The 22,137-nt window shown below is 70.4% G+C and carries 22 protein-coding genes; 10 read left to right on the forward strand and 12 right to left on the reverse strand.

Annotation, left to right across the window (positions count from 1 at the left end):
• Nucleotides 1-8 precede the first annotated feature (8 nt).
• Together ACFY1H_RS38770 and ACFY1H_RS38775 are read right to left on the reverse strand one after the other, a co-directional pair.
• A complete protein-coding gene (locus tag ACFY1H_RS38770; protein WP_386954926.1) occupies nucleotides 9-632 on the reverse strand; it encodes an NADPH-dependent F420 reductase in 624 nt (207 codons plus the stop codon).
• A gap of 24 nt (nucleotides 633-656) precedes the next feature.
• Nucleotides 657-1,391 carry an SDR family oxidoreductase gene (locus tag ACFY1H_RS38775; RefSeq protein ID WP_366579559.1) on the reverse strand — a complete coding sequence of 245 codons (735 nt, stop codon included), beginning with the start codon at nucleotides 1,389-1,391 and terminating at the stop codon, nucleotides 657-659.
• A gap of 126 nt (nucleotides 1,392-1,517) precedes the next feature.
• Here ACFY1H_RS38775 and ACFY1H_RS38780 point away from each other — a divergent pair, with 126 nt between their 5' ends.
• Nucleotides 1,518-2,093, forward strand: coding sequence for a helix-turn-helix domain-containing protein (locus ACFY1H_RS38780; protein ID WP_366579557.1), 576 nt, complete (start codon nucleotides 1,518-1,520; stop codon nucleotides 2,091-2,093).
• Between the two features lie 112 nt (nucleotides 2,094-2,205).
• Here ACFY1H_RS38780 and ACFY1H_RS38785 read toward each other — a convergent pair whose 3' ends face one another.
• On the reverse strand, nucleotides 2,206-3,759 hold the full coding sequence (locus tag ACFY1H_RS38785) for an acetolactate synthase large subunit (RefSeq protein WP_366579555.1): 1,554 nt from the start codon (nucleotides 3,757-3,759) through the stop codon (nucleotides 2,206-2,208).
• 30 nt (nucleotides 3,760-3,789) lie between these two features.
• Nucleotides 3,790-5,163, reverse strand: a complete 1,374-nt coding sequence (locus ACFY1H_RS38790) for an FAD-binding oxidoreductase (RefSeq protein WP_366579553.1) — start codon at nucleotides 5,161-5,163, stop codon at nucleotides 3,790-3,792.
• Nucleotides 5,164-6,017: 854 nt separating this feature from the next.
• On the opposite strand from ACFY1H_RS38790, the gene ACFY1H_RS38795 reads away from it, so the two are divergent.
• Nucleotides 6,018-6,323, forward strand: coding sequence for a winged helix-turn-helix transcriptional regulator (locus ACFY1H_RS38795; RefSeq protein WP_366579551.1), 306 nt, complete (start codon nucleotides 6,018-6,020; stop codon nucleotides 6,321-6,323).
• A 74-nt stretch (nucleotides 6,324-6,397) separates the two neighbouring features.
• Here ACFY1H_RS38795 and ACFY1H_RS38800 read toward each other — a convergent pair whose 3' ends face one another.
• Nucleotides 6,398-6,898 carry a DUF3830 family protein gene (locus tag ACFY1H_RS38800; protein ID WP_364050084.1) on the reverse strand — a complete coding sequence of 167 codons (501 nt, stop codon included), beginning with the start codon at nucleotides 6,896-6,898 and terminating at the stop codon, nucleotides 6,398-6,400.
• A 3-nt stretch (nucleotides 6,899-6,901) separates the two neighbouring features.
• Nucleotides 6,902-8,161 (reverse strand): aspartate aminotransferase family protein, encoded by a 1,260-nt coding sequence (locus ACFY1H_RS38805; RefSeq protein WP_386954932.1) that lies wholly within the window; start codon nucleotides 8,159-8,161, stop codon nucleotides 6,902-6,904.
• A gap of 111 nt (nucleotides 8,162-8,272) precedes the next feature.
• Between ACFY1H_RS38805 and ACFY1H_RS38810 the strand changes: the two genes are divergently transcribed.
• The 3 genes from ACFY1H_RS38810 (at nucleotide 8,273) to ACFY1H_RS38820 (ending at nucleotide 11,346) form a co-directional block, all read left to right on the forward strand.
• Entirely contained in the window at nucleotides 8,273-9,736 is a 1,464-nt protein-coding gene (locus tag ACFY1H_RS38810; RefSeq protein WP_386954935.1) for an NAD-dependent succinate-semialdehyde dehydrogenase, read from the forward strand.
• Nucleotides 9,733-10,791, forward strand: coding sequence for a tartrate dehydrogenase (locus tag ACFY1H_RS38815; protein ID WP_366579545.1), 1,059 nt, complete (start codon nucleotides 9,733-9,735; stop codon nucleotides 10,789-10,791). Before ACFY1H_RS38810 ends, ACFY1H_RS38815 begins: the two co-directional genes overlap by 4 nt.
• 84 nt (nucleotides 10,792-10,875) lie before the next feature.
• Nucleotides 10,876-11,346, forward strand: a complete 471-nt coding sequence (locus ACFY1H_RS38820) for a DUF4262 domain-containing protein (protein WP_386954938.1) — start codon at nucleotides 10,876-10,878, stop codon at nucleotides 11,344-11,346.
• 289 nt (nucleotides 11,347-11,635) lie between these two features.
• Here the strand turns inward: ACFY1H_RS38820 and ACFY1H_RS38825 are convergent, their stop codons facing one another.
• Genes ACFY1H_RS38825 through ACFY1H_RS38835 form a run of 3 tightly spaced genes read right to left on the reverse strand, consistent with a single transcriptional unit; the run spans nucleotide 11,636 to nucleotide 13,856 of the window.
• Nucleotides 11,636-12,331: a GntR family transcriptional regulator gene (locus ACFY1H_RS38825; protein ID WP_366579541.1), complete on the reverse strand. Its 696-nt coding sequence runs from the start codon at nucleotides 12,329-12,331 to the stop codon at nucleotides 11,636-11,638.
• 3 nt (nucleotides 12,332-12,334) lie between these two features.
• On the reverse strand, nucleotides 12,335-13,069 hold the full coding sequence (locus ACFY1H_RS38830) for a maleate cis-trans isomerase (RefSeq protein ID WP_386954942.1): 735 nt from the start codon (nucleotides 13,067-13,069) through the stop codon (nucleotides 12,335-12,337).
• A 46-nt stretch (nucleotides 13,070-13,115) separates the two neighbouring features.
• Nucleotides 13,116-13,856 (reverse strand): Asp/Glu/hydantoin racemase, encoded by a 741-nt coding sequence (locus ACFY1H_RS38835; protein ID WP_366579537.1) that lies wholly within the window; start codon nucleotides 13,854-13,856, stop codon nucleotides 13,116-13,118.
• Between the two features lie 163 nt (nucleotides 13,857-14,019).
• On the opposite strand from ACFY1H_RS38835, the gene ACFY1H_RS38840 reads away from it, so the two are divergent.
• The 3 genes from ACFY1H_RS38840 (at nucleotide 14,020) to ACFY1H_RS38850 (ending at nucleotide 16,654) form a co-directional block, all read left to right on the forward strand.
• Nucleotides 14,020-14,952, forward strand: a complete 933-nt coding sequence (locus ACFY1H_RS38840; RefSeq protein ID WP_386955173.1) for a D-2-hydroxyacid dehydrogenase — start codon at nucleotides 14,020-14,022, stop codon at nucleotides 14,950-14,952.
• Nucleotides 14,949-16,331 carry an amidase gene (locus ACFY1H_RS38845; protein WP_366579534.1) on the forward strand — a complete coding sequence of 461 codons (1,383 nt, stop codon included), beginning with the start codon at nucleotides 14,949-14,951 and terminating at the stop codon, nucleotides 16,329-16,331. The genes ACFY1H_RS38840 and ACFY1H_RS38845 overlap by 4 nt, the downstream gene beginning before the upstream one ends.
• 62 nt (nucleotides 16,332-16,393) lie before the next feature.
• Nucleotides 16,394-16,654, forward strand: coding sequence for a hypothetical protein (locus ACFY1H_RS38850; RefSeq protein ID WP_366579532.1), 261 nt, complete (start codon nucleotides 16,394-16,396; stop codon nucleotides 16,652-16,654).
• A gap of 396 nt (nucleotides 16,655-17,050) precedes the next feature.
• On the opposite strand, the gene ACFY1H_RS38855 is transcribed toward ACFY1H_RS38850, so the two are convergent.
• Complete coding sequence (locus ACFY1H_RS38855; protein WP_386954947.1) at nucleotides 17,051-17,758, reverse strand: ArsR/SmtB family transcription factor; 708 nt, start codon at nucleotides 17,756-17,758, stop codon at nucleotides 17,051-17,053.
• A gap of 65 nt (nucleotides 17,759-17,823) precedes the next feature.
• Here ACFY1H_RS38855 and ACFY1H_RS38860 point away from each other — a divergent pair, with 65 nt between their 5' ends.
• Nucleotides 17,824-18,294: a MaoC family dehydratase gene (locus ACFY1H_RS38860; RefSeq protein ID WP_366579528.1), complete on the forward strand. Its 471-nt coding sequence runs from the start codon at nucleotides 17,824-17,826 to the stop codon at nucleotides 18,292-18,294.
• Here ACFY1H_RS38860 and ACFY1H_RS38865 read toward each other — a convergent pair.
• Complete coding sequence (locus ACFY1H_RS38865; protein WP_386954950.1) at nucleotides 18,272-19,510, reverse strand: MFS transporter; 1,239 nt, start codon at nucleotides 19,508-19,510, stop codon at nucleotides 18,272-18,274. The two genes, ACFY1H_RS38860 and ACFY1H_RS38865, sit on opposite strands and share 23 nt — an antisense overlap.
• 112 nt (nucleotides 19,511-19,622) lie before the next feature.
• Between ACFY1H_RS38865 and ACFY1H_RS38870 the strand changes: the two genes are divergently transcribed.
• Nucleotides 19,623-20,597, forward strand: a complete 975-nt coding sequence (locus tag ACFY1H_RS38870; protein WP_386954953.1) for an aldo/keto reductase — start codon at nucleotides 19,623-19,625, stop codon at nucleotides 20,595-20,597.
• Between the two features lie 3 nt (nucleotides 20,598-20,600).
• Here the strand turns inward: ACFY1H_RS38870 and ACFY1H_RS38875 are convergent, their stop codons facing one another.
• On the reverse strand, nucleotides 20,601-21,977 hold the full coding sequence (locus ACFY1H_RS38875; protein ID WP_386954956.1) for a wax ester/triacylglycerol synthase family O-acyltransferase: 1,377 nt from the start codon (nucleotides 21,975-21,977) through the stop codon (nucleotides 20,601-20,603).
• Between the last annotated feature and the right edge of the window lie 160 nt (nucleotides 21,978-22,137).

A 22,137-nucleotide genomic window follows, 5' to 3' on the forward strand; every position in this document is an offset into this window, starting at 1 on the left:
GTGGCGGCTCAGCCGAGGTTGTTGATGCCGAGGGAGAAGTCGAAGTTCCCCACGCCGTGGCGGGCCAAGCCCATCGTCAACAGGCCCGCTCCCTCCAGCCAGTGGGCCATGCTCAGATCGCCGGTGTCGCGCGGGCGCAGTCCGAGGCTCTCGATGAACGTCGACACGCTCGCCTTGGCCTGCGCATCGTCGCCGGCCAGGAACACGTCCACGGGGCCGCCTTGGGCCAGGACGTGGCGGAAAAGAGTGTTGAAGGCCTTCACGACCCGGGCGCTCGCGGGCGCGGCCTCGGCCACGCTTTGGGCGACGGAGGTGTCGTGGGGGAGCGCCAGCCCAGTGCCGGTGGCGTTGAAGGGGTTGGTGATGTCGACGATGATCTTGCCGGCCAGCGCGTCCCGGAACTCGCGGACGACCGGCACGGCGCTGTCGAACAGCACGGCGAGGAGGACGATGTCGCCGGCCGGGGTGGCACCGAATGTCCCGGCCGTGGTGCCGCCGCCGAGTGTCTTGGCCAGGGCCGCGGATTTGGCCGCGTCGCGGCCGATCACCTCGACGGTGTTGCCGCCCGCCACCGCGAGCGTGCCGATGGTGCGGGCCATGTTTCCCGTACCGATGAGGGTGATGCTGCTCATGAGGTGCGCTCTCTTCTGCGTGGGTCAGATGGCGGTGGCGCCGCCGTCGGTGACGAGTTCCAGGCCGTTGACGTAACTGGAGTCGTCGGAGGCGAGGAACAGCGCGACGGCGGCGATTTCTTCGGGGCGGCCCATCTTTCCGCGGGGGATGAGGGACTCGAATGCGGCTTTGGTGGCCTCGTCGAACAGTTCTTCCTGTTTGGCGGTGGCGACCTGGCCGGGGGTCAGGACGTTGACCCGGATATTGCGGTCGCGCAGTTCGTTGAGCCAGACGCGGGCCCACGCCTGCTGAACGGCTTTGCTTCCCGCGTAGAGGCTCCAGCCGGGGAACGCGCCGAGTGAGGCGTTGGATCCGGTCATGAAGATCGACCCGTTGTCGTTGATCAGTGGCAGTGCCTTCTGGACGGTGAAAAGGGTGCCGCGCGCGTTGAGCCAGAAGGCGCGGTGGAACTGTTCCTCGGTGATCTCGCCGAGGACGGCGGGTTCGCCCGTTCCGGCGCTGGCCCACACCACGTCGATCGAGCCCTTTTCCCGTTTGACGGTGTCGTACAAGCGGTCCAGGTCGGCCAGGTCGGCCGCGTCACCCTGTACGGCGGTGACGTTGCGGCCGATCAGCTTGACGGCGTCGTCCAATGCTTCCTGCCGCCGAGCCTGGATGAAGACGTGCGCGCCTTCCTCGACGAACAGCTTGGCGCCGGCCAGTGCCAAGCCGGTGGATCCGCCGGTGATCACCGCTACCTTGCCGTCGAGCTTTCCCACAGCCACTCCGTTTCGGTTGCCCAGTCGATGTTATGTACACCGATCTGAGTGCTTAACGTAGCGGGCGGGCGCGCGGGATGCAAGCTATGTACACCGGTCGGTACCCAAGTCGGCTACACTGAGCGCGTGACAGAGGTGGAGAAGGGGCCGCGAGGCCTGCGTCGCGGCAGGGGCGCACGAGAGCGCATCGTCAGCGCGTCACAGCAACTGTTCCGCGATCAGGGCATCAACACCACGGGCATGGACCAGCTGTGCGCGGTGGCTGAGGTATCCAAACGCACGCTGTACCAGCACTTCGCCGGCAAGGACGAGCTGATCGCCGAATGCCTGCACCGATTCGATCCCGACATCCTGCCGGAGGTGTTCGACCGCGCCGACCTCACACCGCGCGAACGACTCCTCGCCGTGTTCGAGGTGCACGCGCCCCTGTGCCCCTTCATCCAGGCGGCAGTCGAAATCCCCGACCCGGGCCACCCGGCACGCGTGTACGCCCGCGACTACAAGAAAGCCTTTGCCGCCCGGCTCACCGAAACCGCCCGCGAGGCCGGCGCCACCGACCCCGAGCAACTCGGCGAGCAACTGGCGCTGCTCCTGGACGGCGCCGCAGCCCGCACCCGAGTCCTGAACACCGACGTGTTCACGACCGCCGCAGCCATCGCTGCCGCCCTCATCGACAGCGCCATCCCCGCGACAGCCCGGTGATGACGGCGGCGAGGGCCAACCGTCGAGGGTGAACCGGGTCAGACAAGTCCATCCGTAACTGCCACGCCGCCACCGGGTTCAGCAACACGGCTTGACGCGGGCAATTCGGGGTTCAGAGGAGAGGCGCCACCGCGGCGTCGATCAGGTGCGGTCCCGGCTCCGCCAGCGCCCGGCGGAACTGCTCGGCCAGCTCCTCCGCCGTGGTCGCGCGCGTGGCGGGCACGCCCATGCCCTCGGCCATCTTCGCGAAGTCCATGTCGGGCCGGCTGAGGTCCAGCAGATCCTTGGCCTTCGGCCCGTCCGACGCCGCGCCGACGCGCTGCAGCTCCATGCGCAGGATCGCGTAGGCGTGGTTGTTGAGGATGACCGTGGTGACGTCGAGGTTTTCGCGCGCCTGCGTCCACAGCGCGGAGATCGTGTACATCGCGCTGCCGTCGGACTGCAGGTTGATCACCGGCCGCGACGGCGCGGCGATCGCGGCGCCCGTGGCCACCGGCATGCCGTAGCCGATCGCGCCGCCGGTCAGCGTCAGCACGTCGTGGCGCGGGGCGCCGGCCGTGGCGCCGGGCAGCAGCAGTCCGGACGTGTTGGCCTCGTCGGCGATGATCGCCTGCTCCGGCAGCAGCGCGCCGATCACCTCGACCCAGTTCTGCGCCGTCAGCGGTCCGCTCGGCAACTTCGGCCGCGAAGCCTCCTGCAGCACCGGCTCGACGTCGGCGGCGACGATCGCGGCGACGTCGGCCAGTGCGGTCGCCACGTCCTGCCCCACCTCCGCCAGCACGTGGACCTTCGCGCCCTCGGGCACGAGCACGCTCGGCTTGCCGGGGTAGGCGAAGAACGACACCGGCGCGCGCGTGCCGGCCACGATCAGGTGCTTCACGCCGTCGAGCTGGTACATCGCCTGCTCCGACAGGTACCCGAGGCGCTCGATGTTCGGCAGGCCCGCGCCGCGTTCGAGACGCGCCGGGAACGTCTCGACCAATGCCTTGGCGCCCGTCGCGGCGGCGATGCGGCTGGTGGCCAGCAGCCCGGCCTCACGGCAGGCGGGTCCGCCGATGAGCAGCGCCACCGATTCGCCGCTGCGCAGCACCTCGGCGATGTTCTTCACGGTCGTCGCGTCCACCGCCTGCGGCGCGCGCGGCGGGATCGGCGCGCACGTCTCGCCGCCTTCGCCCCACGACGCGTCGGCGGGCAGGATCAGCGTGGCCACCCGGCCCGGCGCGTCCTGCGAAGCCGCGACGGCCGCGGCCGCGTCGGCACCGACGTCCTTGGTGTGCGAAGAGCGGCGCACCCAGCCTTCGAGCGAACCCGCGAGCGCGTCGATGTCCGACTCGAGCGGGGCGTCGTACTGCTTGTGGTAGGTGGCGTGGTCGCCGACGACGTTGACCACCGGCGTGTGCGCGCGGCGTGCGTTGTGCAGGTTGGCGAGCCCGTTGCCGAGCCCCGGGCCGAGGTGCAGCAGGGTCGCGGCGGGCTTCTCGGCGATGCGCGCGTAGCCGTCGGCCGCGCCGGTCACCACGCCCTCGAACAGCCCGAGCACCCCGCGCATCTCCGGCACGGAGTCGAGCGCGGCGACGAAGTGCATCTCCGACGTGCCGGGGTTCGAGAAGCAGACCTCCACCCCGGCGTCGACGAGGGTGCGGATCAGGGACTGGGCGCCGTTCATGCTGCTCACTTTCTGGGTCAGGCTCAGGGCTCAGGAGAAGAGGACACCGGGGTTGAGAATGCCGGCGGGGTCGAAGCCCTGCTTGATCCGCCGCAGCAGCTCGAGCTTCGCCGGGTCTTCGAGTTCCTTGTGGTACTTGGTTTTCGTGCGGCCGAGGCCGTGCTCGCCGGAGATCGCGCCGCCGAGGTCCATGGCGCAGGTGAAGATGTCGGTGAGCAGTTTCGTGCGCACCTCGGGGTCCTTGCAGAAGATCGCGAGGTGGACGTTGCCGTCGCCGGCGTGCCCGCAGCCGATCGCGCCGGCGCCCGCCGCCTGTGCCAGCTCGCGCGCCTTCGTGAGGAACGGGGACATCGACGAGCGCGGCACGACCACGTCGATCACGTCGTCGGCGCCCGCGGACTTGGCCGACCAGAACGCCTTTTCCCGCGCCTCGATGAGCTTGCGCGCGGAGCCGCCTTCGAGCACGTACACGTCGATCGCGCCGAGTTCGCCCAGCAGCTCGCCGAGCGTCTCGACGTCTTCGGCGAGCCGGCCGGTGTCGCGGTTTTCCAGCGCCACCACCAGATACGCCTGCACCCGGTCGCGGATCGCGTCGGGGACCCCGAGCTCGAGCTTCTCGTTGTAGACGAGCGCGGCCATCGTGAGGTTGTCGATGTACTCGAGGATGTGCGGCGCGAGGCCGCTGGTCACCACCTTCGGCACCGCGGCCATCACCTGGTCGAAGTCGTCGAACGGCGCGAGCACGGTGGCGCCGTGGGGCAGCCGCGGGTGCAGCTTCACCGTGACCTCGGTGGCGAGCGCGAGCGTGCCCTCCGAGCCGACGATCAGCTGCGTGAGGTCGTAGCCCGTGGAGATCTTCGACGTGCGCCCGCCCGTGCGGATGATCTCGCCGGTGGGCAGCACGGCTTGCAGGCCCAGGACGTTGCTGCGGGTCACGCCGTACTTGATCGCGCGCATGCCGCCCGCGTTGGTGCCGACGTTGCCGCCGACGCTCGCGCTCAGCTCCCCGGGGTACACGGGGTAGGTCAGGCCGGCCTCGGCCGTGCGCTGGTCCAGCTCCGCGAGCGTGACACCCGGCTGCACCACCGCGACGTGGTTCACGGTGTCGATTTCGAGGACGGAGTTCATTCGCTCGAACGACACGAGCAGACCGCCTTCGACGGGTCGCGCGGCCGCGGAGAGCCCGGTGCCGGAGCCACGCGCGGTCACGGGCAGCCCGGCTTCCGACGCGGCCTTCAGCAGCTCCGCGACTTCCTCGGCGCTGTGGGGCTTCGCGACGTACGCGGGCTTCTGCTGCTGCACGCTGAGCGCTTCGTCGTGGGCGTAGTCGTCGGAGATCGCGTCGCCGACCAGCAGGTTCTCCGCCCCGACGATGTCCGCCAGCCGTGCCGCGACGGTACCCATCAGCTGCCACTCCCTCACGCGCCGGTGCCTGGTTACCGAAGCGTAGTACGTCGCGTGGAGGGCTCGCTATGAAACTTCTTCACGTTCGTCGGAGGGGTGTCGCGAAGGGACCGTTCGCGCCCCTGCGGCGACCGGTGGCCTCGGTGCCGCGTCTCCTTCGCCTGGAAATGAAAAAACGACCATTTCGGCGACGCCCCGCGAGTCGCCGAAAAATGGCCGGAAAGAAAACTGTGCCGCGCCGTTGCGCTCGGCGTGGCAGTTGATTCAGTAAAGCGCTGACCGAGGGGACCGGCCCGCGCCAACAGGCCGGCCCCCGGTGAAACCTTGCCGCCAGATCAGACAAGCCAGCCGAGCACGTGCGCCAGGTGGGCGAGCAGACCCGTGATCAGGTCGTGGCCGTGGTGCGCGTGCTGGATGAACGTGTGCATTGAGGGGCTCCTTGTTCTGATTTGTGTTCAGTTGTGCTCTCGCGAGGAGCGACCGAAGATTTTCACCGCCCTGGCGTGGTGTCAAAAAGCCATTCGCCGGCCGGGCCGGGCGTCACGAATCTTCCCACCATAAACGCGTAAGGCTTTCGTGTTCTGCGGCGGGGTGCCATTGTGGACGGACGGCCACCGTAGGTAGCCGAGAGTCGAGTTGATCACTCTGGGTAGCAGACCTGCGTTGCGACAACCGGGCGTCGTCGTTACCCGAACCGGTGACGGGGCTGCCACGAATGGTGAGTCTCGGAGGTTCACACGCCCGGGTGACGGAGGCGTGGTGTCAACGCCCGCGACGGCCGCGTCAAAGCTTCGTCAACGGCCCGAGTTCCTTGTGCCCGACCGCTTTAGCGTCGCGGGCGAAGGAGGTGTGCCGTGCCCGGACCGCTGCACGTGACCGGCTACCGCAAGGCCGTCGAGGTGATCGACGTGCTCACCGAGGGTGAGACGGGCTTCACCGAACTGCGCAGGCGCACCCGACTGTCGCGTCACTGGCTCACCCGGGTGCTGAGGGTGCTCGCCGCCGAAGGGCTCGTCCGGGGGACCGGCTCGTGGGACGAGCGCCCGGCGCCGGACACGCGGTTCGCGCTCACCGAAGAAGGCCGGTGCCTGGCCGACGAGCTCGCCGACCTCGACGTGTGGACGGCGCTGTACGAGAACTACCTCAACGGCGCCAACTGAGCTGGGGATGCTGGGGACGACGGAGGCCTCCGCGCCCGTCCGGACACCGGACGCGGAGGCCTCCGCCGGCGGGGCTACTCGGCGCGCGCGTACGTGAGCGTCTCGCCTTCGACGCCGCGCAGCCACAGGTCCTGCGCGGCCGCCGCCATCTCGGCGAGGCCCTCTTCGATCGTGGCGAACACGTTGCCCGGCACCCAGCCGGCGTCGCCGTTGATCAGGAGGTTGTTGCGCCCGTAGAAGATCGCGAGGTCCGTGGCGCCCTGGTCGCCGTGGGCCTCGCTGTCGTCGTCGTAGCCGTACGCGGGGTTGCCGATCTCCCACGCCTCGAACCCGAAGTACACGACGTCGCCCGGGATCGGCGTGATGGTCGGGTTTTCGCGGCCCGGCTTGGGGTTCGCGAAGGGCGGCACGAGCGTGTAGACCTCGTTGCGCGCGTACTTCGCGTGGTAGGCCGAGCCGCTCTGCGGCAGCGCGTCCCACACGGCCTGGCAGGTACGCGGCGCCTCGGCGTCGAGCAGCCGCGCGCGGCAGGAGACGCCGCGCTTGTCGAGCGTGATGGTGATGTAGCGCGCCATTGCTCAGCTCCCCGCGGTGACGGAGGCGACCACGTCGCCCCAGATCTTCAGTGCGTCGTCGACCTGCTCGGCGTTCACGACGAGCGGCGGAACCATGCGGACCACGTTCGAGTAGGCGCCGCAGGTGAGCAGCAGCAGGCCGCTCTTCGACGCCAGCTGCTGGGCGGCCGCGGCCGTCGCGCCGTCGGGCTCGCCGTCGGCGGTGGTGAACTCCGTGCCCACGAGCAGGCCGAGGCCGCGGACGTCGCCGATCGCCGGCGTCTTGTCCGCGATCAGCCGCGCGCCTTCGAGCAGCTGACGGCCGCGTTCGGCGGCGTTCTCCACCAGCTTCTCGTCGCGGATCACGTCGAGCGTCGCGATCGCCGCCGCGCACGACACCGCGTTGCCCCCGTACGTGCCGCCCTGCGAACCCGGGTACGCCTTCGCCATCAGCTCCTGCGAAGCGGCGATGCCGGACAGGGGGAAGCCGCTGGCGAGGCCCTTCGCGATGAGGACGACGTCCGGCGTGATGCCGAAGTGGTCGTGGCCCCAGAACTTGCCGGTGCGGCCGAAGCCGGCCTGCACCTCGTCGACCACGAGCACGATGCCGTGGCGGTCGGCGCGCTCGCGCAGGCCGGTCATGAACTCGCTGTTGGCCGGCACGTAGCCGCCCTCGCCGAGCACCGGCTCGACGAAGAACGCGGCGGTCTCGCTCGGCGCGGAGACGGTCTGGAACAGGTAGTCGAGCTCGCGCAGCGCGAACTTCGTGGCGGTCTGCTCGTCCCAGCCGTAGTGGAAGGCGTAGGGGAACGGCGCCACGTGCACGCCGCCCATCAGCGGGCCGATGCCGGTGCTGAACCGGGTGCCCGACGTGGTCATGGTGGCCGCCGCGACCGTGCGGCCGTGGAAGCCGCCCTGGAACACGATCACGTTGGGGCGCTTGGTCGCCTGGCGCGCGAGACGCAGCGCGGCTTCGACGGCTTCGCTGCCGGAGTTGGCGTAGAACAGCGAGTCGAGACCCGCCGGCAGCACCTCGCCGAGGCGCTTCGTGAGCTCCAGCAACGGCTTGTGCATCACGGTCGTGTACTGCCCGTGGATGAGCTTGCCGATCTGGTCGCGCGCGGCCTCGACGACGCGCGGGTGGCAGTGGCCGGTACTGGTCACGCCGATCCCCGCGGTGAAGTCGAGGTGACGTTTCCCGTCGACGTCGTAGAGGTACACCCCTTCACCGTGGTCGACCACGACGGGAGTTGCCTGCTTGAGCAGCGGGGAAAGCTCGGCCATGCGGCGCTCCTGGTTCTTGGTGTGAGGTTGCTTGGGAAAGCACGGTAGCGGTTGTCGATTGTTGACAATATCCATAGCATGGCCTCGGGACAACACGGAGGAGCAAGCTGGATGAGCGCGATCACTGAAGCCGGCGTCGTCGGCGCGGTCGACAAGGAACTCTTCATCGGCGGCAAGTGGGTGCCCGCGAAGAGCGGGAACACCTTCGAGGTGCAGGACCCGTCCACCGGCACCGCCCTGTGCGAAGTGGCCGACGCGGGCGCCGAGGACGGCATGGCGGCCCTCGACGCGGCCGTCGCCGCGCAGGCAGGCTGGGCCGCCGTCGCGCCCCGTGAACGAGGTGAAATTCTTCGCCGGGCCTACGACAAGCTGATCGAGCGCCGTGACGAGCTGGCGCTGCTGATGACCCTCGAGATGGGCAAGCCGCTGGCCGAGGCCGCCGGCGAGATCACCTACGCCGCCGAGTTCTTCCGCTGGTTCGCCGAGGAGGCCGTGCGCATCGACGGCGGGTACGCGACGGCGCCCAACGGCGCCGGCCGCTTCCTGATCACCAAGCAGCCCGTGGGTCCGACGCTGCTGATCACGCCGTGGAACTTCCCGATGGCGATGGGCACGCGCAAGATCGGCCCGGCCGTGGCCGCCGGCTGCACGATGGTGATCAAGCCGGCCGCGCAGACGCCGCTGTCGATGCTCGCGCTGGCGTCGATCCTGGCCGAGGCGGGGCTGCCCGAGGGCGTGCTGAACGTCGTCACGACGACCGACGCGGGTGGCGTGATGGAGCCGCTGATCCGAGACGGACGCGCGCGCAAGCTGTCGTTCACCGGGTCCACCGCGGTGGGGCGCAAGCTGCTGGAGCAGTGCGCGGAGAAGGTGCTGCGCACGTCGATGGAGCTGGGCGGCAACGCGCCGTTCCTGGTCTTCGACGACGCGGACCTCGACGCCGCCGTCGAAGGTGCGATGCAGGCGAAGATGCGCAACATCGGCGAAGCGTGCACGGCGGCCAACCGTTTCTACGTGCAGCGCGGCGTGGCCGAAGAGTTCTCCCGGCGGCTGACCGAGCGCATGCAGGCGCTGGCGATGGGCCGCGGCACCGAGGAGGGCGTGGTCGTCGGCCCGCTGATCGACGAAGCCGCCGTGAACAAGGTGACCGCGCTGGTCAAGGACGCCACCGACCGCGGCGCGCGGGTGCTCACCGGCGGCGCGACCGTGGACGGGCCCGGCCACTTCTACCAGGCCACGGTGCTCACGGACGTGCCGGTCGACGCGCGGATGGCGTCGGAGGAGATCTTCGGGCCGGTCGCGCCGATCACCTCGTTCGACACCGAGGACGAGGCGGTCGCGAAGGCCAACGACACCGAGTACGGCCTGGTGTCGTACGTGTTCACGAACGACGTGAAGCGGGCGCTGCGCGTGTCGGAGCGGCTCGAGGCCGGGATGATCGGGCTGAACCAGGGCATCGTGTCGAACCCGGCGGCGCCGTTCGGCGGCATCAAGCAGTCGGGCCTCGGGCGTGAGGGTGGCACGGTCGGCATCGAGGAGTTCCTCGAGACCAAGTACATCGCGGTGAGCCTGTGAGCGAGTACCGCATCGCGAGCATCCCGGGCGACGGGATCGGCGTCGACGTCACGGTCGAGGCGCGCAAGGTCCTGGACGCGGCCGCCGCTCGGCACGGATTTTCCTTGCGGTGGACCGAGTTCGACTGGAGCTGCGAGCGCTACACGCAGACCGGCTCGATGATGCCGGACGACGGCGTGGCGCAGCTGGCGGCGTTCGACGGCATCCTGCTGGGTGCCGTCGGGTTCCCCGGCGTGCCGGACCACATTTCCTTGTGGGGCTTGCTGATCCCGCTGCGGCGCGCGTTCCAGCAGTACGTGAACCTGCGGCCGGTGCGGCTGCTGCCGGGCACCACATCGGTGCTTTCGGGGCGGACGGCCGAAGAGCTGGAGATGGTGATCGTGCGTGAGAACTCCGAAGGCGAGTACTCGGCGATCGGCGGACGGCACAACTCCGGGCGGCCCGACGAGTTCGTGCTGCAGGAATCCGTGTTCACGCGGGTCGGGGTGGAGCGGATCATCCGGTACGCGTTCGAGCTGGCGCGTACGCGTTCTTCTCGCGTGACGTCGGCGACGAAATCCAACGGGCTGATCCACTCGATGCCGTTCTGGGACGAGATCTTCGCCGAGGTCGCGGCGAAGTACCCGGATGTCGAAAGTGGACAGATGCACGTGGATGCGTTGGCAGCACGCATGGTTCAGGCGCCCGACCGGCTCGACGTCGTCGTCGGGTCGAACCTCTTCGGCGACATCCTGAGTGACCTGGCGGCCGCCGTCACGGGCGGACTGGGCATGGCGCCGTCCGGAAACATCAACCCATCGGGTGAGTTTCCGTCGATGTTCGAAGCGGTCCACGGGAGCGCTCCGGACATCGCCGGCCAGGGCATCGCCAACCCGGTAGCCCAGATCCTGGCGGGCGCGATGCTGCTCGAACACCTGGGCGAAACCGTTGCCGCGCAAGCGATCCGCACGTCCGTCGACGAGGTGCTCACGGCCGGCGCCGAGCTCACCCCCGACCTCGGCGGCACCGCTACCACAACTCGCCTCGGCACGGCGGTGGCCGAAGCGCTCCGCTGATTTTTCGTCGGTGCTCCCCGCTTCACTACTCCTCGACCGACCGGCTCCCGCCGGACCGGTTTCGTCGAGCGAGGGGGAGCACCGATGTGCGAGCAGTGCGAGAACGGGAGAAGACCCGGGGCGAGTTACCTGGCGGAGGTCCTGGAACGGATCCAGGAGTACGGCTGGTGCGTCCAGGGCGTGCTGGGGGCGGGTCCCCGGCCGCCCTGGGCCTACACCGTCGGCCTGACGGCCCACGGGCTGCCGGAGCTGGTGGTCACCGGCCTGCCGCCGCACCCGTCCATCCTGCTGCTCGGCGCCGCCGCCGAACGCTCCTTCGACTCCGGCCCACCGCGGCCCGGCGAGATCTTTTCCCTGCGGGGCATGCCTTCCGTCGAGGTCGTCGCCCTCACGTCACCGTCGACGCACCTGTCGGTCGCGGTTTCCCTGTACGGCCACGACATCCGCGCGCTCCAGCTCGTCCACGCCGACGAGGCCGGCCGCTTCCCGTGGTCCCCGTCCTACCGCGACGGCCTCGGCGGCCAGCCGGTGCTGGGGACGCGGTCCGATGACTGAGCGAGGATGGCCGCGTCTTCGCGCCGGGCGATTGTGCGGCATGGCAAGAGAATCGGGCTCCGGCAACCGCCGCCGGCGGATCACGGGCGCTCGCGCTGCCGTGGCGGCCGTGCCCCTCAGCCGGTCCGGCGGCTGCCGGCCGAAGGCTCGGCGGGCGTGGCGCCGTCTTGGCCGCGGACTGTCGGGTGCGGTTGTCCGCTACTCTCGGTTTCTCCTTGCGGCGGCTGGTGAAATCCGGCAGCGCGGCGTGCGGCGGCCCGTGAGCCGGGCTGCCGCACGCGGCTCGCGGTCAGGCCGGAGCCGGTGCTTCGCCTTCCTTCAGGCTCGTCCCCGGCACCAGCCGGCCGATCGCGTCGTCCATGTGGGCGTCCAGCAGGTGCAGGGCCGCGTCCGCGTCGCCGGTGCGCAGGGCGTCGATGATGCGCGTGTGCTCGTCCACGCGGTCTTCCACGCCCTGGTAGGTGCTTTGCAGCAGCGTCAGGCACATGCGCGTCTCGATGAGGAGGGTGCGGGCCATGCGCACGAGGCGTTTGCTGCCGGAGGCGTTGATGAGGGCCTCGTGGAAGGCGAGGTCGGCGGCCGACAGCGCGGCGGGGTCGTCGTCGTTCGCGGCGGTGGCCATGTCGGCCACGAACTGCTCCAGAGAGGCCGCGATGAGCTCGCGGTCGCCGCGCAGGGCGCACAGGAGGGCGGCGCGTTCGACGGCCGAGCGGGCGAGGTAGATGTCGAACACGTCGCTCGGCTCGAGGTCGATCACGAACAGGCCGCGGTGGCGCTCGCTGCGGAGCAGGCCTTCGGAGACGAGGTGTTGCATCGCCTCGCGCAGCGGGCCGCGCGAGACCTGGAAGCGGGAGGCGAGGTCGGTCTCGCCGAGCTGGGTGCCGGGAGGCAGCGCGCCGGTCATGATCGCGTCGCGCAGCTGGCGCGCGATCACCGCGGCGGTCGACTCCCGGCTGACCGGTTCGATGTCGGGCAGGACGACCACGGCTCAGCTCCTCACCCGGAACAACGCGCCCAGCGAACGCACCAGGCGCGTGGTGCCGGTGAGCCGCAGGCCTTCCCAGATCGTCACCTGGTTCGCGGTGAGCACGGGCTTGCCCAGCGCCGTCTCGATGGTGTTGATCTCGCCCAGCGTGCGCATCGCGGTGTCCGGCACGAGCACGGCGTCGGCCTCGGGGTGGTCGTTCTCCACGGCCAGGCGCACCACGGCTTCGGGCTCCAGGCGGCCGACCTCGGCGGCGGTGTCGATGCCCGCGCTCGCCATCGTGAGCACCTCGACGCCGCCGGCGGCGAGGAAGTCCACGAACAGGCGCGCCACGTCGTCGGGGTAGCTCGCGGCCACCGCGACCCGCTTCACGCCGAGGGCCTGCGCCGCGTGCACGAAGGCGAACGACGTGCTCGATGCCGGGACCCCGGCCACCGCGGCGAGGCGGTCGGCCTGGTCGCGCGCCCCGTCCCAGCCGTACACGAAGCTGCCGGACGTGCAGGCCCAGATCACCGCGTCGGGCTCGTGCTTGGCGAGCAGGGTGGCACCGTCGGCGAGCCGGGCCTCGCTGCCGAGGTCGAGCAGCTCGGGCACGGCGTGCAGGTCGGTGCCGTAGATGTGCTCGACCGGCAGCCGGATGTCGCCTTCGTCGGCGTCCGATCCGCCGAGCAGCTGCTCGGCGAGCGGGTAGTCGTCCTCGGCCGCATGGTCGGGGTAGATGAAGCCGATCGTGGTCACGAAACCTCCGGGATGAGCAGATTGTCGACAATCTTAGTCAGATGGGTCAAGAGACCTCCCGCAGCCACTTGCCGGGGCCGACGATCGGCAGGTGCATGCGGCGCAGGCAGGCCCACATGGTCAGCTGGTTGGCCGTGAGCACGGGCTTGCCCAGCGCGGTCTCGAGGGGCTCGATCAAGTCGAACGTGGGGAGGTTGGTGCAGCTGACGAAGATCGCTTCGGCGTCGCTGTGATCGGCGGCGAGGATGCGCTCGGCGATGGTGCGGTAGCTGACCTTCCAGATGCCGCCGCCCAGGCCGAGGTGGTCGCTGGACACCGTGGTCACGCCGAGCTCGGCGAGGAAGTCGTGGAGCTTGCCGGTGAGGTCGGCGTCGTAGGGGGTGAGCACCGAGATCCGATGCAGGTCGAGCTGCTGCAGCACCTCGGCCAGCGCCCCCGAGGTCGTCACGGCGTCGGGCGCGCCCGCGTCGCAGATCGCCTTGGTGAGGGAACGCTCGTAGTCGATGCCGTTGACGAAGCTGCCCGACGTGCAGAGGTAGGCGACCACCTCCGGCTCGACGTGAAGCACGTCGCGGGTCGCGGCCGCGAGGTGGCGGCTGTCGCTCACGAGCTGCGCCATCTCCATGCTCACGGGCACGGGCTCGTACGGCGTGCGGGCGAGGTGGAGGGAGACCTCCATCGGCACCCAACGCCAGAGTTCGCGTTCGAGGGCGAGGTCGAACGGCGCGATCACGCCGATGCCGCGCTGTGCGAGCGGGCCCTCGAACGCGAGGAAGTCAAGATCCAAGGCTCAGCCTCCGGAATACGCCTGTGCAGATGACACGTCCGGTGCTCCGGGGGTCGTTCCTCGGATTGTTGACAATCATACGAGCCACTTTTACGGTGTCAATGTGATCGCCTCGGAATTTCCCGTGCTGGCGGTGCTGTGCGGGTCGGCTCCACCACCGGACATGGCCGCTATCGAAGAGGCGGCGGTGGTTCGTTACACCGACGCGCGAGGACTACCCGAAGCGCTTACCGGAGCCCAGGGGCTGTTCGTCTACGATTTCCTCTCCACGGCCGTGCCCGGCGCGTGGCACGCGGCCGGCGACCTGCGCTGGCTGCACATCGCGAGCGCGGGCGTCGACCCGGTGCTGTTCCCCGGGCTGGTCGAGAGCGATGTCGTGCTCACGAACTCGCGGGGCGTCTTCGACGACGCCATCGCGGAGTACGTGCTGGGCGTGGTTCTGGCCTTCGCCAAGGACTTCGCGCGATCGCTGGACCTGCAGCGCGCCGGCACGTGGCAGCACCGCGAGACCGAACGCGTCACCGGCAAAGAGGTGCTCGTGGTCGGCACCGGGCCCATCGGCCGCTCGATCGCGCGGCTGCTGCGCGCGGCCGGCCTGCGCGTGTCCGGGGCCGGGCGGCGTCCGCGCACGGGCGACCCCGACTTCGGCACGGTGCACGACTCCGCCGAGCTCACGAAGCACTTGCCGGTGTTCGACTACGTCGTGGCCGTCGCGCCGCTGACCGAGCAGACGAAGGGCATGTTCGACGCGGAAGCGTTCGCGGCGATGAAGCCGTCGGCGCGGTTCGTGAACGTCGGGCGCGGCGAGCTGGTGGTCACGTCCGACCTGGTGGCGGCGTTGCGCGGCGGGCAGATCGCGGGCGCGGCCCTCGACGTGTTCGACACCGAGCCGCTGCCGGGTGACAGTCCACTCTGGACAATGCCGGACGTGCTGCTGTCGCCGCACATGTCGGGGGACTTCCTCGGCTGGCGCAGCACCCTGGTAGAGGTGTTCACGGCGAACTTCCGCCGCTGGGTGGCCGGGGAGCCGTTGCACAACGTCGTGGACAAACGGCTCGGTTACGTGCCGTCGGAATCTCAGGGAGCAGCCGGATGAGCCACCGGGAACTGACCGCCAGCGAACTGGTCGCCGCCTACGCCACCGGGGAGCTTTCGCCGGTGGAGGCGACCGAGGACGCGCTGCAGGCCATCGAAGAACGCGACGGCGAGCTCAACGCCTACTGCCTCGTCGACGCCGACCGCGCGCTGGAACAGGCGAAGGCCGCCGAGATCCGCTGGCGCGACGGCAACCCGATCGGCTGGCTCGACGGCGTGCCCTCGTCGATCAAGGACATGTTCCTCACCGCCGGCTGGCCCACGCGGCGCGGTTCCACGAGCATCCCGGCCGAGGGGCCGTGGGACGTCGACAGCCCCGTCATGGCGCGGATGCGCGAGGCCGGCCTGGTGGTGCTGGGCAAGACGACCACGCCTGAGATCGCGTGGAAGGGCGTGACCGACAGCGCGCTTGCCGGCATCACGCGCAACCCCGTCGACCCGTCGAAGACCGCGGGCGGCTCCAGCGGTGGCAGCGCGGCGGCCGTCGCGGCGGACATGGGTGCGATCTCGGTCGGCACCGACGGCGGTGGCTCGGTGCGGATCCCCGCGTCGTTCTGCGGGATCGTCGGGCTGAAGCCGACCCACGGGCGGATTCCGTTGTACCCGGCGAGCCCGTTCGGCCCGCTGTCGCACGCCGGCCCGATGGCGCGCAGCGTCGACGACACCGCGCTGCTGCTCGACGTGATCGCCACGTCCGACCCGCGCGACCCGGCCGCGCTGGCGCCGCCCGTCAGCACCTACCGCGAGGCCGTGCGGCGTGACGTGCGCGGGCTGATCGCGGCGTTCTCGCCGACGCTCGGGTACGTGGACGTCGACCCGGAGGTCGCGGCGATCGTCGCGGCGGCCGTGAAGGCGCTGGACGACGCGGGGCTGCAGATCGAGGAGGCGGACCCGGGGTTCGAGGACCCGAAGCCGTCGTTCGACATCCTGTGGTCCACCGGCGCGGCGAAGATGCTGGACTCGTTCCCGCCGGGCAGCGAGGACCGCGTCGACCCCGGGCTGCGCCGCGTGTGGGAGCAGGGCAAGACCTACAGCGCGAGCGACTACCTCGACGCCACCGCGGCCCGCGCGGCGCTCGGCATCCTGATGGGCGAGTTCCACACGCGCTACGACGTGCTGATCACCCCGACCATCCCGATCCCGCCGTTCGAGGCCGGGCACGACGTGCCGCCGGGCAGCGGGCTGAGCGAGTGGCCGGAGTGGACGCCGTTCACCTACCCGTTCAACATGACGCAGCAGCCGGCGATCAGTGTCCCGGCCGGACGGACGTCGGCCGGATTGCCGGTGGGGCTGCAGATCGTGGGCCCGCGGCACTCCGACGACCTCGTGCTGGCCGTCGCGAAGCTGCTCGAAGAGGTGCGGCCCTGGGTGGTGCGCTGACCCGACGCACGTTGGGGTGAACTCCGGCCGCGAGCGCCGGAAACTGTGCCAGGGTCTGGCGCGTGCATTCCACGGGCTGGCGATACGAGCAGGCGATCGCCACTGTCGACATGACCGGTCAACCCACCCGCGTGATCGTGGGCCTCATCGAACGCGACGACCGTCTCTCGGCCGCCCTCCGCATCGAGGACGGCCCGACCGCACTGGTGCCGCTCGAAACGGGCGGCGAGCTGCTCAAGGCGCTGCGCCAGACCCTCGAGAGCTGGTGGAAGCTCGACGGCCACCGCGACGTCGCGCCCGAGCCGCGCTCGCCCGGGCTCTGACCACCGGTTACGCGGGCTACCGGAAACACTCATTACCGGAAGCGCACTACCGAAAGTGCTGACCACCGGAAGCGTCCACTGCCGGAAGCGCTCGCTACTGCAAGGGCTCGCCACCGGAGCCGCTAACTATCGGAAGCGCTGGCGACCGGGGACGCTCACGACCGGAAACGTTCGCCGGCGGACGCGCCCACTGCCGGAAGCGCTCGTTACCGGGGTCGTTGGTTACGGAAGCGTTGACCGGGCGGAAGTGCCCACTGCCGGATGCGCCGGCGCCCGGAAACGCCGGCTAGCGGAAGTGCCTGCCGGAAACGTTCGCCAGCGGAAGGGCCCACTGTCGGAAACGTTCGCCAGCGGAGGGGCCCACTGTCGGAGACGCCGGCGACCGGAAGCCGCTGGCTACCGGAAGCTCTGACCGGCGGAAGCGCCGGCGACCGGAAATGCCAGCCGGGCCAAGCGGTCGCGGCCGGTCGGGGTGAGGCGCAGGGCTCGGCCGGCCGGGCGGCGGCGGACCCAGCCCGCGTCGAGGAGGCCGGTCAGCAGTGCGGTGCCGAGTGCGCCGGCGAAGTGGACGCGGCCCTGGGACCAGTCGAGGCAGGCGCGGACGGCTGGAGCCGCGGTGACCCCGGTAATGCCGAGTGCGGTGAGCAACGGATGGTCGAAGGTGCGCACGGCGTCGGTCTCGCCGGGGCCGAGGGCGCCGACAACGCCGTCGGCATGCAGCCGGGCCGCGATGGTGACGCCGAGCCGGCCGCCGAGGTGGCCGTAGCAGACGCGGGCCTCGAGCAGCTCGCCCGTCGGCGGGTCCGGCTGCAGGTTCGCGGGCAGCCGCGGAGGCGCGAGCGCGGCGAGGGCCTCCACGAGCTGGGCGACCTCCGGCCCTGCGAGTCGGTGCAGCCGCTGCCGGCCGGACTGCGTCACGTGCACCAGGCCCGCCTCGCACAGCCTGCGCAAGTGCGCGCTCGCCGTGGACGGGGCGATGCCCGCGACCGTCGCGAGGACGCGGGCGGTGTGGGCGTCACCGTCCATGAGCTGCAGCAGCATCGCCGCGCGCGCCGGTTCGCCGATCGCCTGCGCGACGGTCGCGATGTCCGGTCCGGCTGTCATCGGCCGAGGCTAGCCCGCTGACTGTTCGCTGCGGAGCGAACAATGGGTGTGGCAGGCTGCGAGCCATGACCGAGTTCACGACGCCGATCGACGACCGCTGGTTCGAGGACTACCCGCAAGGCGCGGTGTACGAGTTCGGCGAAGCGGTGGTGACCGCGGAAGAGATCGTCGAGTACGCGCGGCGCTTCGACCCGCAGAGCTTCCACACCGACCCGGCGGCGGCCGAGCACGGTCCGTTCGGTGGTCTCGTCGCCAGCGGCTGGCACACGGCGGGCGTGATGATGCGGATGTTCGTGGACCACTTCCTGTCCTCGGTGTCCAGCCTCGGCAGCCCCGGCATGGACGACGTGCGCTGGCCGCGCCCCGTCCGCCCCGGCGACAAGCTCCACGTGCGCGCCACCATCGAGGAAGCGCGCCTGTCGAAGTCCAAGCCGGACCGCGGCCTGCTCCGCACGCACATCGAACTCTTCAACGCCGACGACGAGGTCGTGATGAGCGCCCACGCCATCAACTTCATGGCAGTGCGCCCGAAATAGCGTTCACCGCGGCCGGTTCGCGGCGGACGAGGCCGCGGATCTGGCTGCTGGTCAGCGCGAGCAGGGTCGCCACCACGATCAGCACCCCGCAGCCCACGAGCACGGGTTCGCGCCCCAGGTGCTCGACGAGCGGGCCGGCGGCGATCTGGCCGATCGGCATGGCGGCCAGCGACCCGAGCATGTCGTAGGAGTACACGCGGGCGAGGCGGTCGGAGGGGATGTTCTCCTGCAGGGCGACGTCCCACGCGACGCTGAACTGCTCGATCGCCACGCCCGAGATGAACATCACGACCAGCAGCGGCACCAGCGCGGGCCACAGACCGAGCGAGAGAACCGGCAGGGACTCCGCGGTCACGAGCAGCACGCCGACGAAGAGCAGGCGCCGCGGCAGCCAGCGGGCGGCGAGAAGACCGCCGAGCATGGAGCCGACCGTGCTGAGCGCCAGCGCGATACCCCAGGCGGTGCGGCCGAAGGTGTCGTCAGCGATGACCGGGCCGATCACGGTGAGCGTGCCGAGGCCGGCGGCGTTGACGAAGGCGAACTGCGCCACCACGATCCACACCCACGCGCGCGAACGGAACTCGTGCCAGCCCGCCACGAGATCGGCGATCGGATGGCTCGCGGCGAGACGGGCGGCGCGGGGCAGCCGGATGCCGCGGTAGGCCACCGCGGCGCCCACGAACAGCAGTGCGTTCACGGCGACCGCCCAGCCCGATCCGGCCACTGCAACCACGATCCCGGCGACGCCCGCGCCCGCGGCGCTGCCGGTGTTGGTGAGCATCCGCAGCAGCGCGTTCGCCTGGCCGAGCTGGTCTCGCGAAACGGTCTGCGGCGTGATGGCCGCCGCGGCCGGCAGCGAGATCGCGGCCACCGCGCCGTTCACCGCGCTGAGCCCGACCAGGAACGGGATCGACGCGAATCCACAAAGGACACTCACTGCGAGCACACCCTGCGTGACACCGGCAGCCACCTCGGTGCCCTGCATGATCACCGAGCGTGGCAGCCGGTCGGCCAGCACGCCGCCGAACAGCAGCAACGCGATGTTCGCGACCGAGCGCACCCCCACCACGAGCCCGAGGTCGACGGCCGAACCGGTGAGGTCGAGCACGGCGAACGCGAGCGCGACCGGGGCGACGGCGTTGGCGAAGGTGGCGAGGGTCCGTCCGGTGGCGAGCGCGCGGAAACTGCGGCCGCGCAAGGGCTCGAGGAGGCTCACGGTGAGCCACTATCCGATCATCGGGACATTCGGCACAACTCGATATCCGCTGGCCGGGACGCGCGCCACAGGTGTGGTGCGTGGCCGTGGCCCGTGTGCTCTCCTGAGGATCATGCGTACGACGATTCTGGGCAGGAGCGGCCTCGAAGTGTCGAGGATCGCCTTCGGCACGTGGCAGCTCGGCGGGCAGTGGGGTTCCTTCGACGAGGACACGGCGATCGCGGCCGTCCGGCACGCGCGCGAGCTCGGCGTGACCCTCTTCGACACCGCGCAGGCCTACGGCGGCGGCGCGGCCGAGCAGCTCCTCGGCAAGGCCCTGCGCAGCGAGCTGGACCACGACCGCGACAGCGTCGTCATCGCGACCAAGGGCGGCACGAAACCGCGCGCCGAACGGGCCCGCGACTCCCGCCGCGAGTGGCTCACACAGGGTGTGGACAACAGCCTGCGCCTGCTCGGCGTCGACCACCTCGACCTCTACCAGATCCACTGGCCCGACCCCGAGACGCCGGCGGCGGAGGTCGCGGCGACGCTGCAGGAGTTCGTCGACGCGGGCAAGGTCCGCCACGTCGGCGTCTCGAACTACAACGCCGCCCAGCTCGCGGCCTTCGACGAGACGCGCCCGGTGGAGACACTGCAGCCGCCGTACCACCTGTTCCGCCGCGGCATCGAGACTGATCCGCTGCCGTACGCGCGGGAACACGACATCGGCGTCCTCGCCTACAGCCCGCTCGGCAGCGGCCTGCTCACCGGCACCTTCACGGCCGACTCCGTCTTCGACGAGTCCGACTGGCGCTCGAAATCCTCGGCGTTCCAAGGGGAAAACCTGCGGCACAACCTGCAGATCGTCGACGAGCTCGCCAAGTTCGCCGCCGAACGGGGTGCGTCGGTCAGCCAGCTCGCGATCGCGTGGACGCTCGCCCAGCCCGGCGTCCACGTCGCCATCGTCGGCGCGCGCAAACCGCGCAACATCGAGGCCAGCGCGGCCGCCGCCGACCTCGATCTGACGCCCGAAGACCTCGCCGAGATCGAGCGCATCACCGCCGGCGCCATCCAGGTCGGCGGTGCCAGCCCGGAGGGCATCGCGTAAGTCCTACTTGACCCCCGTCGCGCCTTCCAGCTCGGCCAGCGCCGTGTCCAGGTGCGTGAGGATCCGCTGCAGGTGCGGCACGCTGCGCCGGCAACCGGTGATGCCGAAGTCGAGGTTGTCGCCGTTGCTGGTCAGCGTGATGTTCAGCGCCTGGCCGTCGAGCAGCACCGACGCCGGGTAGATGCCGTCGAGCGAAGCTCCGTTCCAGTACATCTGCTTGCGCGGGCCCGGGACGTTGGAGATCACCAGGTTGAACGGCGGGCGCGTGTTGTTCACGACGCCCGGGATCGGCGACGCGCCCAGCTGCGCCACGTTGACGCCCGAGAGCAGCAGCGTCTGCAGCGGTGTGAGCTCCGAGAAGAGCTTCTTGCCGTTGGTCATCGACGTGTGGATCGCCGAAAGCCGCAGCGCCGGGTCGGACAGGTCGGTGCCGAGGTTGCACAGCAACGCGCCGATGTTGTTACCGCTGGCCTCGCCCGCGTCGGCCTTGCGGCGCAGCGACACGGGCACCATCGCGATCAGCGGGGCGTCGGGCAGGGCGCTCTGCTCGATGAGGTAGTCGCGCAGCGCGCCGGAACACATGGCGAGCACCACGTCGTTGCGCGAGACGCCGGCGGCGGTCGCCACCGCGCGCACGCGGTCGAGCGACCACGACTGCGCGGCGAACCGGCGCGCACCGCCGATGGGCACGTTCAGCATCGTCTTCGGTGCCTGCATCGGCAGCGTGAGCGTGTGCTCGCGGAACGCTTCCCGCGCCACCTTGGCCGCGGCCGGCGCGATGCCCGCGACCTGGTCGAACGTCTTGCCTGCGAGGTTGAACAACGATGGCTGCGCGTGGCCGTTGCCGTTGCCGTCGGTCCCGTTGTGCCGGCTGCCCCACGGCGGCGGGCAGTCGAGGTCGTTCGGATCGTCGGACAGCGTGCCCTGCAGGTGGCGCAGCGCGGAGACGCCGTCCATCAGCGAGTGGTGGATCTTCGAGTACATCGCGAACCGGCCGTCCTGCAGGCCCTCGATGAGGTGGATCTCCCACAACGGCCGGTGCCGGTCGAGCAGCGTGCTGTGCCAGCGGGAGGTGACCTCCAGCAGCTCGCGGATGCGGCCCGGCTGCGGCAGCGCGGAGTGTCGGAAGTGGTAGTCGAGCTCGAGCTCCGCGTCGGTGGTCCAGCGCACGTACCCGGCGGTGTTCACGGGCCGGCTCGGGCGGCGCCGGAAGACGCTGCGCATGTTGTCGGTCGCAAGCATCTTCTGGCGAAGATCGCTGAGGTAGTTGCCGTCCGCGGTCTCCGGTTTGCGGAACAGCTGCAGGCCGCCGACGTGCATGGGGTGTTCGCGGGTCTCGACCATCAGGAACATCGAGTCGGTCACGGGCATCAACGGCATTTTCCGACCACCTTCCGCCACGCCGGGGGCATCGGCGCACCCCGGAGCCCGAGTCTACGCACGATGGGCTCTTTCTTGCCCATTACCGCGTAACCGCTGGTGACAAACGGTGTCCGGTGACGACTGTGCGGTGCTTTCCCCGCGGTGGATACAGTGGCAG

It is taken from the genome of Amycolatopsis sp. NPDC001319 (genome assembly GCF_042896185.1).
In the GTDB taxonomy this organism is placed as follows: Bacteria; Actinomycetota; Actinomycetes; order Mycobacteriales; family Pseudonocardiaceae; genus Amycolatopsis.

Coding starts and splice junctions, on each gene's coding strand:
- ACFY1H_RS38875 (WP_386954956.1), bottom strand. CDS start 21,977: ATGCCGTTGATGCCCGTGACCGACTCGATGTTCCTGATGGTCGAGACC.
- ACFY1H_RS38810 (WP_386954935.1), top strand. CDS start 8,273: ATGAGCGCGATCACTGAAGCCGGCGTCGTCGGCGCGGTCGACAAGGAA.
- ACFY1H_RS38855 (WP_386954947.1), bottom strand. CDS start 17,758: ATGACAGCCGGACCGGACATCGCGACCGTCGCGCAGGCGATCGGCGAA.
- ACFY1H_RS38770 (WP_386954926.1), bottom strand. CDS start 632: ATGAGCAGCATCACCCTCATCGGTACGGGAAACATGGCCCGCACCATC.
- ACFY1H_RS38800 (WP_364050084.1), bottom strand. CDS start 6,898: ATGGCGCGCTACATCACCATCACGCTCGACAAGCGCGGCGTCTCCTGC.
- ACFY1H_RS38820 (WP_386954938.1), top strand. CDS start 10,876: ATGTGCGAGCAGTGCGAGAACGGGAGAAGACCCGGGGCGAGTTACCTG.
- ACFY1H_RS38870 (WP_386954953.1), top strand. CDS start 19,623: ATGCGTACGACGATTCTGGGCAGGAGCGGCCTCGAAGTGTCGAGGATC.
- ACFY1H_RS38785 (WP_366579555.1), bottom strand. CDS start 3,759: ATGAACGGCGCCCAGTCCCTGATCCGCACCCTCGTCGACGCCGGGGTG.
- ACFY1H_RS38790 (WP_366579553.1), bottom strand. CDS start 5,163: ATGGGTACCGTCGCGGCACGGCTGGCGGACATCGTCGGGGCGGAGAAC.
- ACFY1H_RS38845 (WP_366579534.1), top strand. CDS start 14,949: ATGAGCCACCGGGAACTGACCGCCAGCGAACTGGTCGCCGCCTACGCC.
- ACFY1H_RS38840 (WP_386955173.1), top strand. CDS start 14,020: ATGGCCGCTATCGAAGAGGCGGCGGTGGTTCGTTACACCGACGCGCGA.
- ACFY1H_RS38860 (WP_366579528.1), top strand. CDS start 17,824: ATGACCGAGTTCACGACGCCGATCGACGACCGCTGGTTCGAGGACTAC.
- ACFY1H_RS38805 (WP_386954932.1), bottom strand. CDS start 8,161: ATGGCCGAGCTTTCCCCGCTGCTCAAGCAGGCAACTCCCGTCGTGGTC.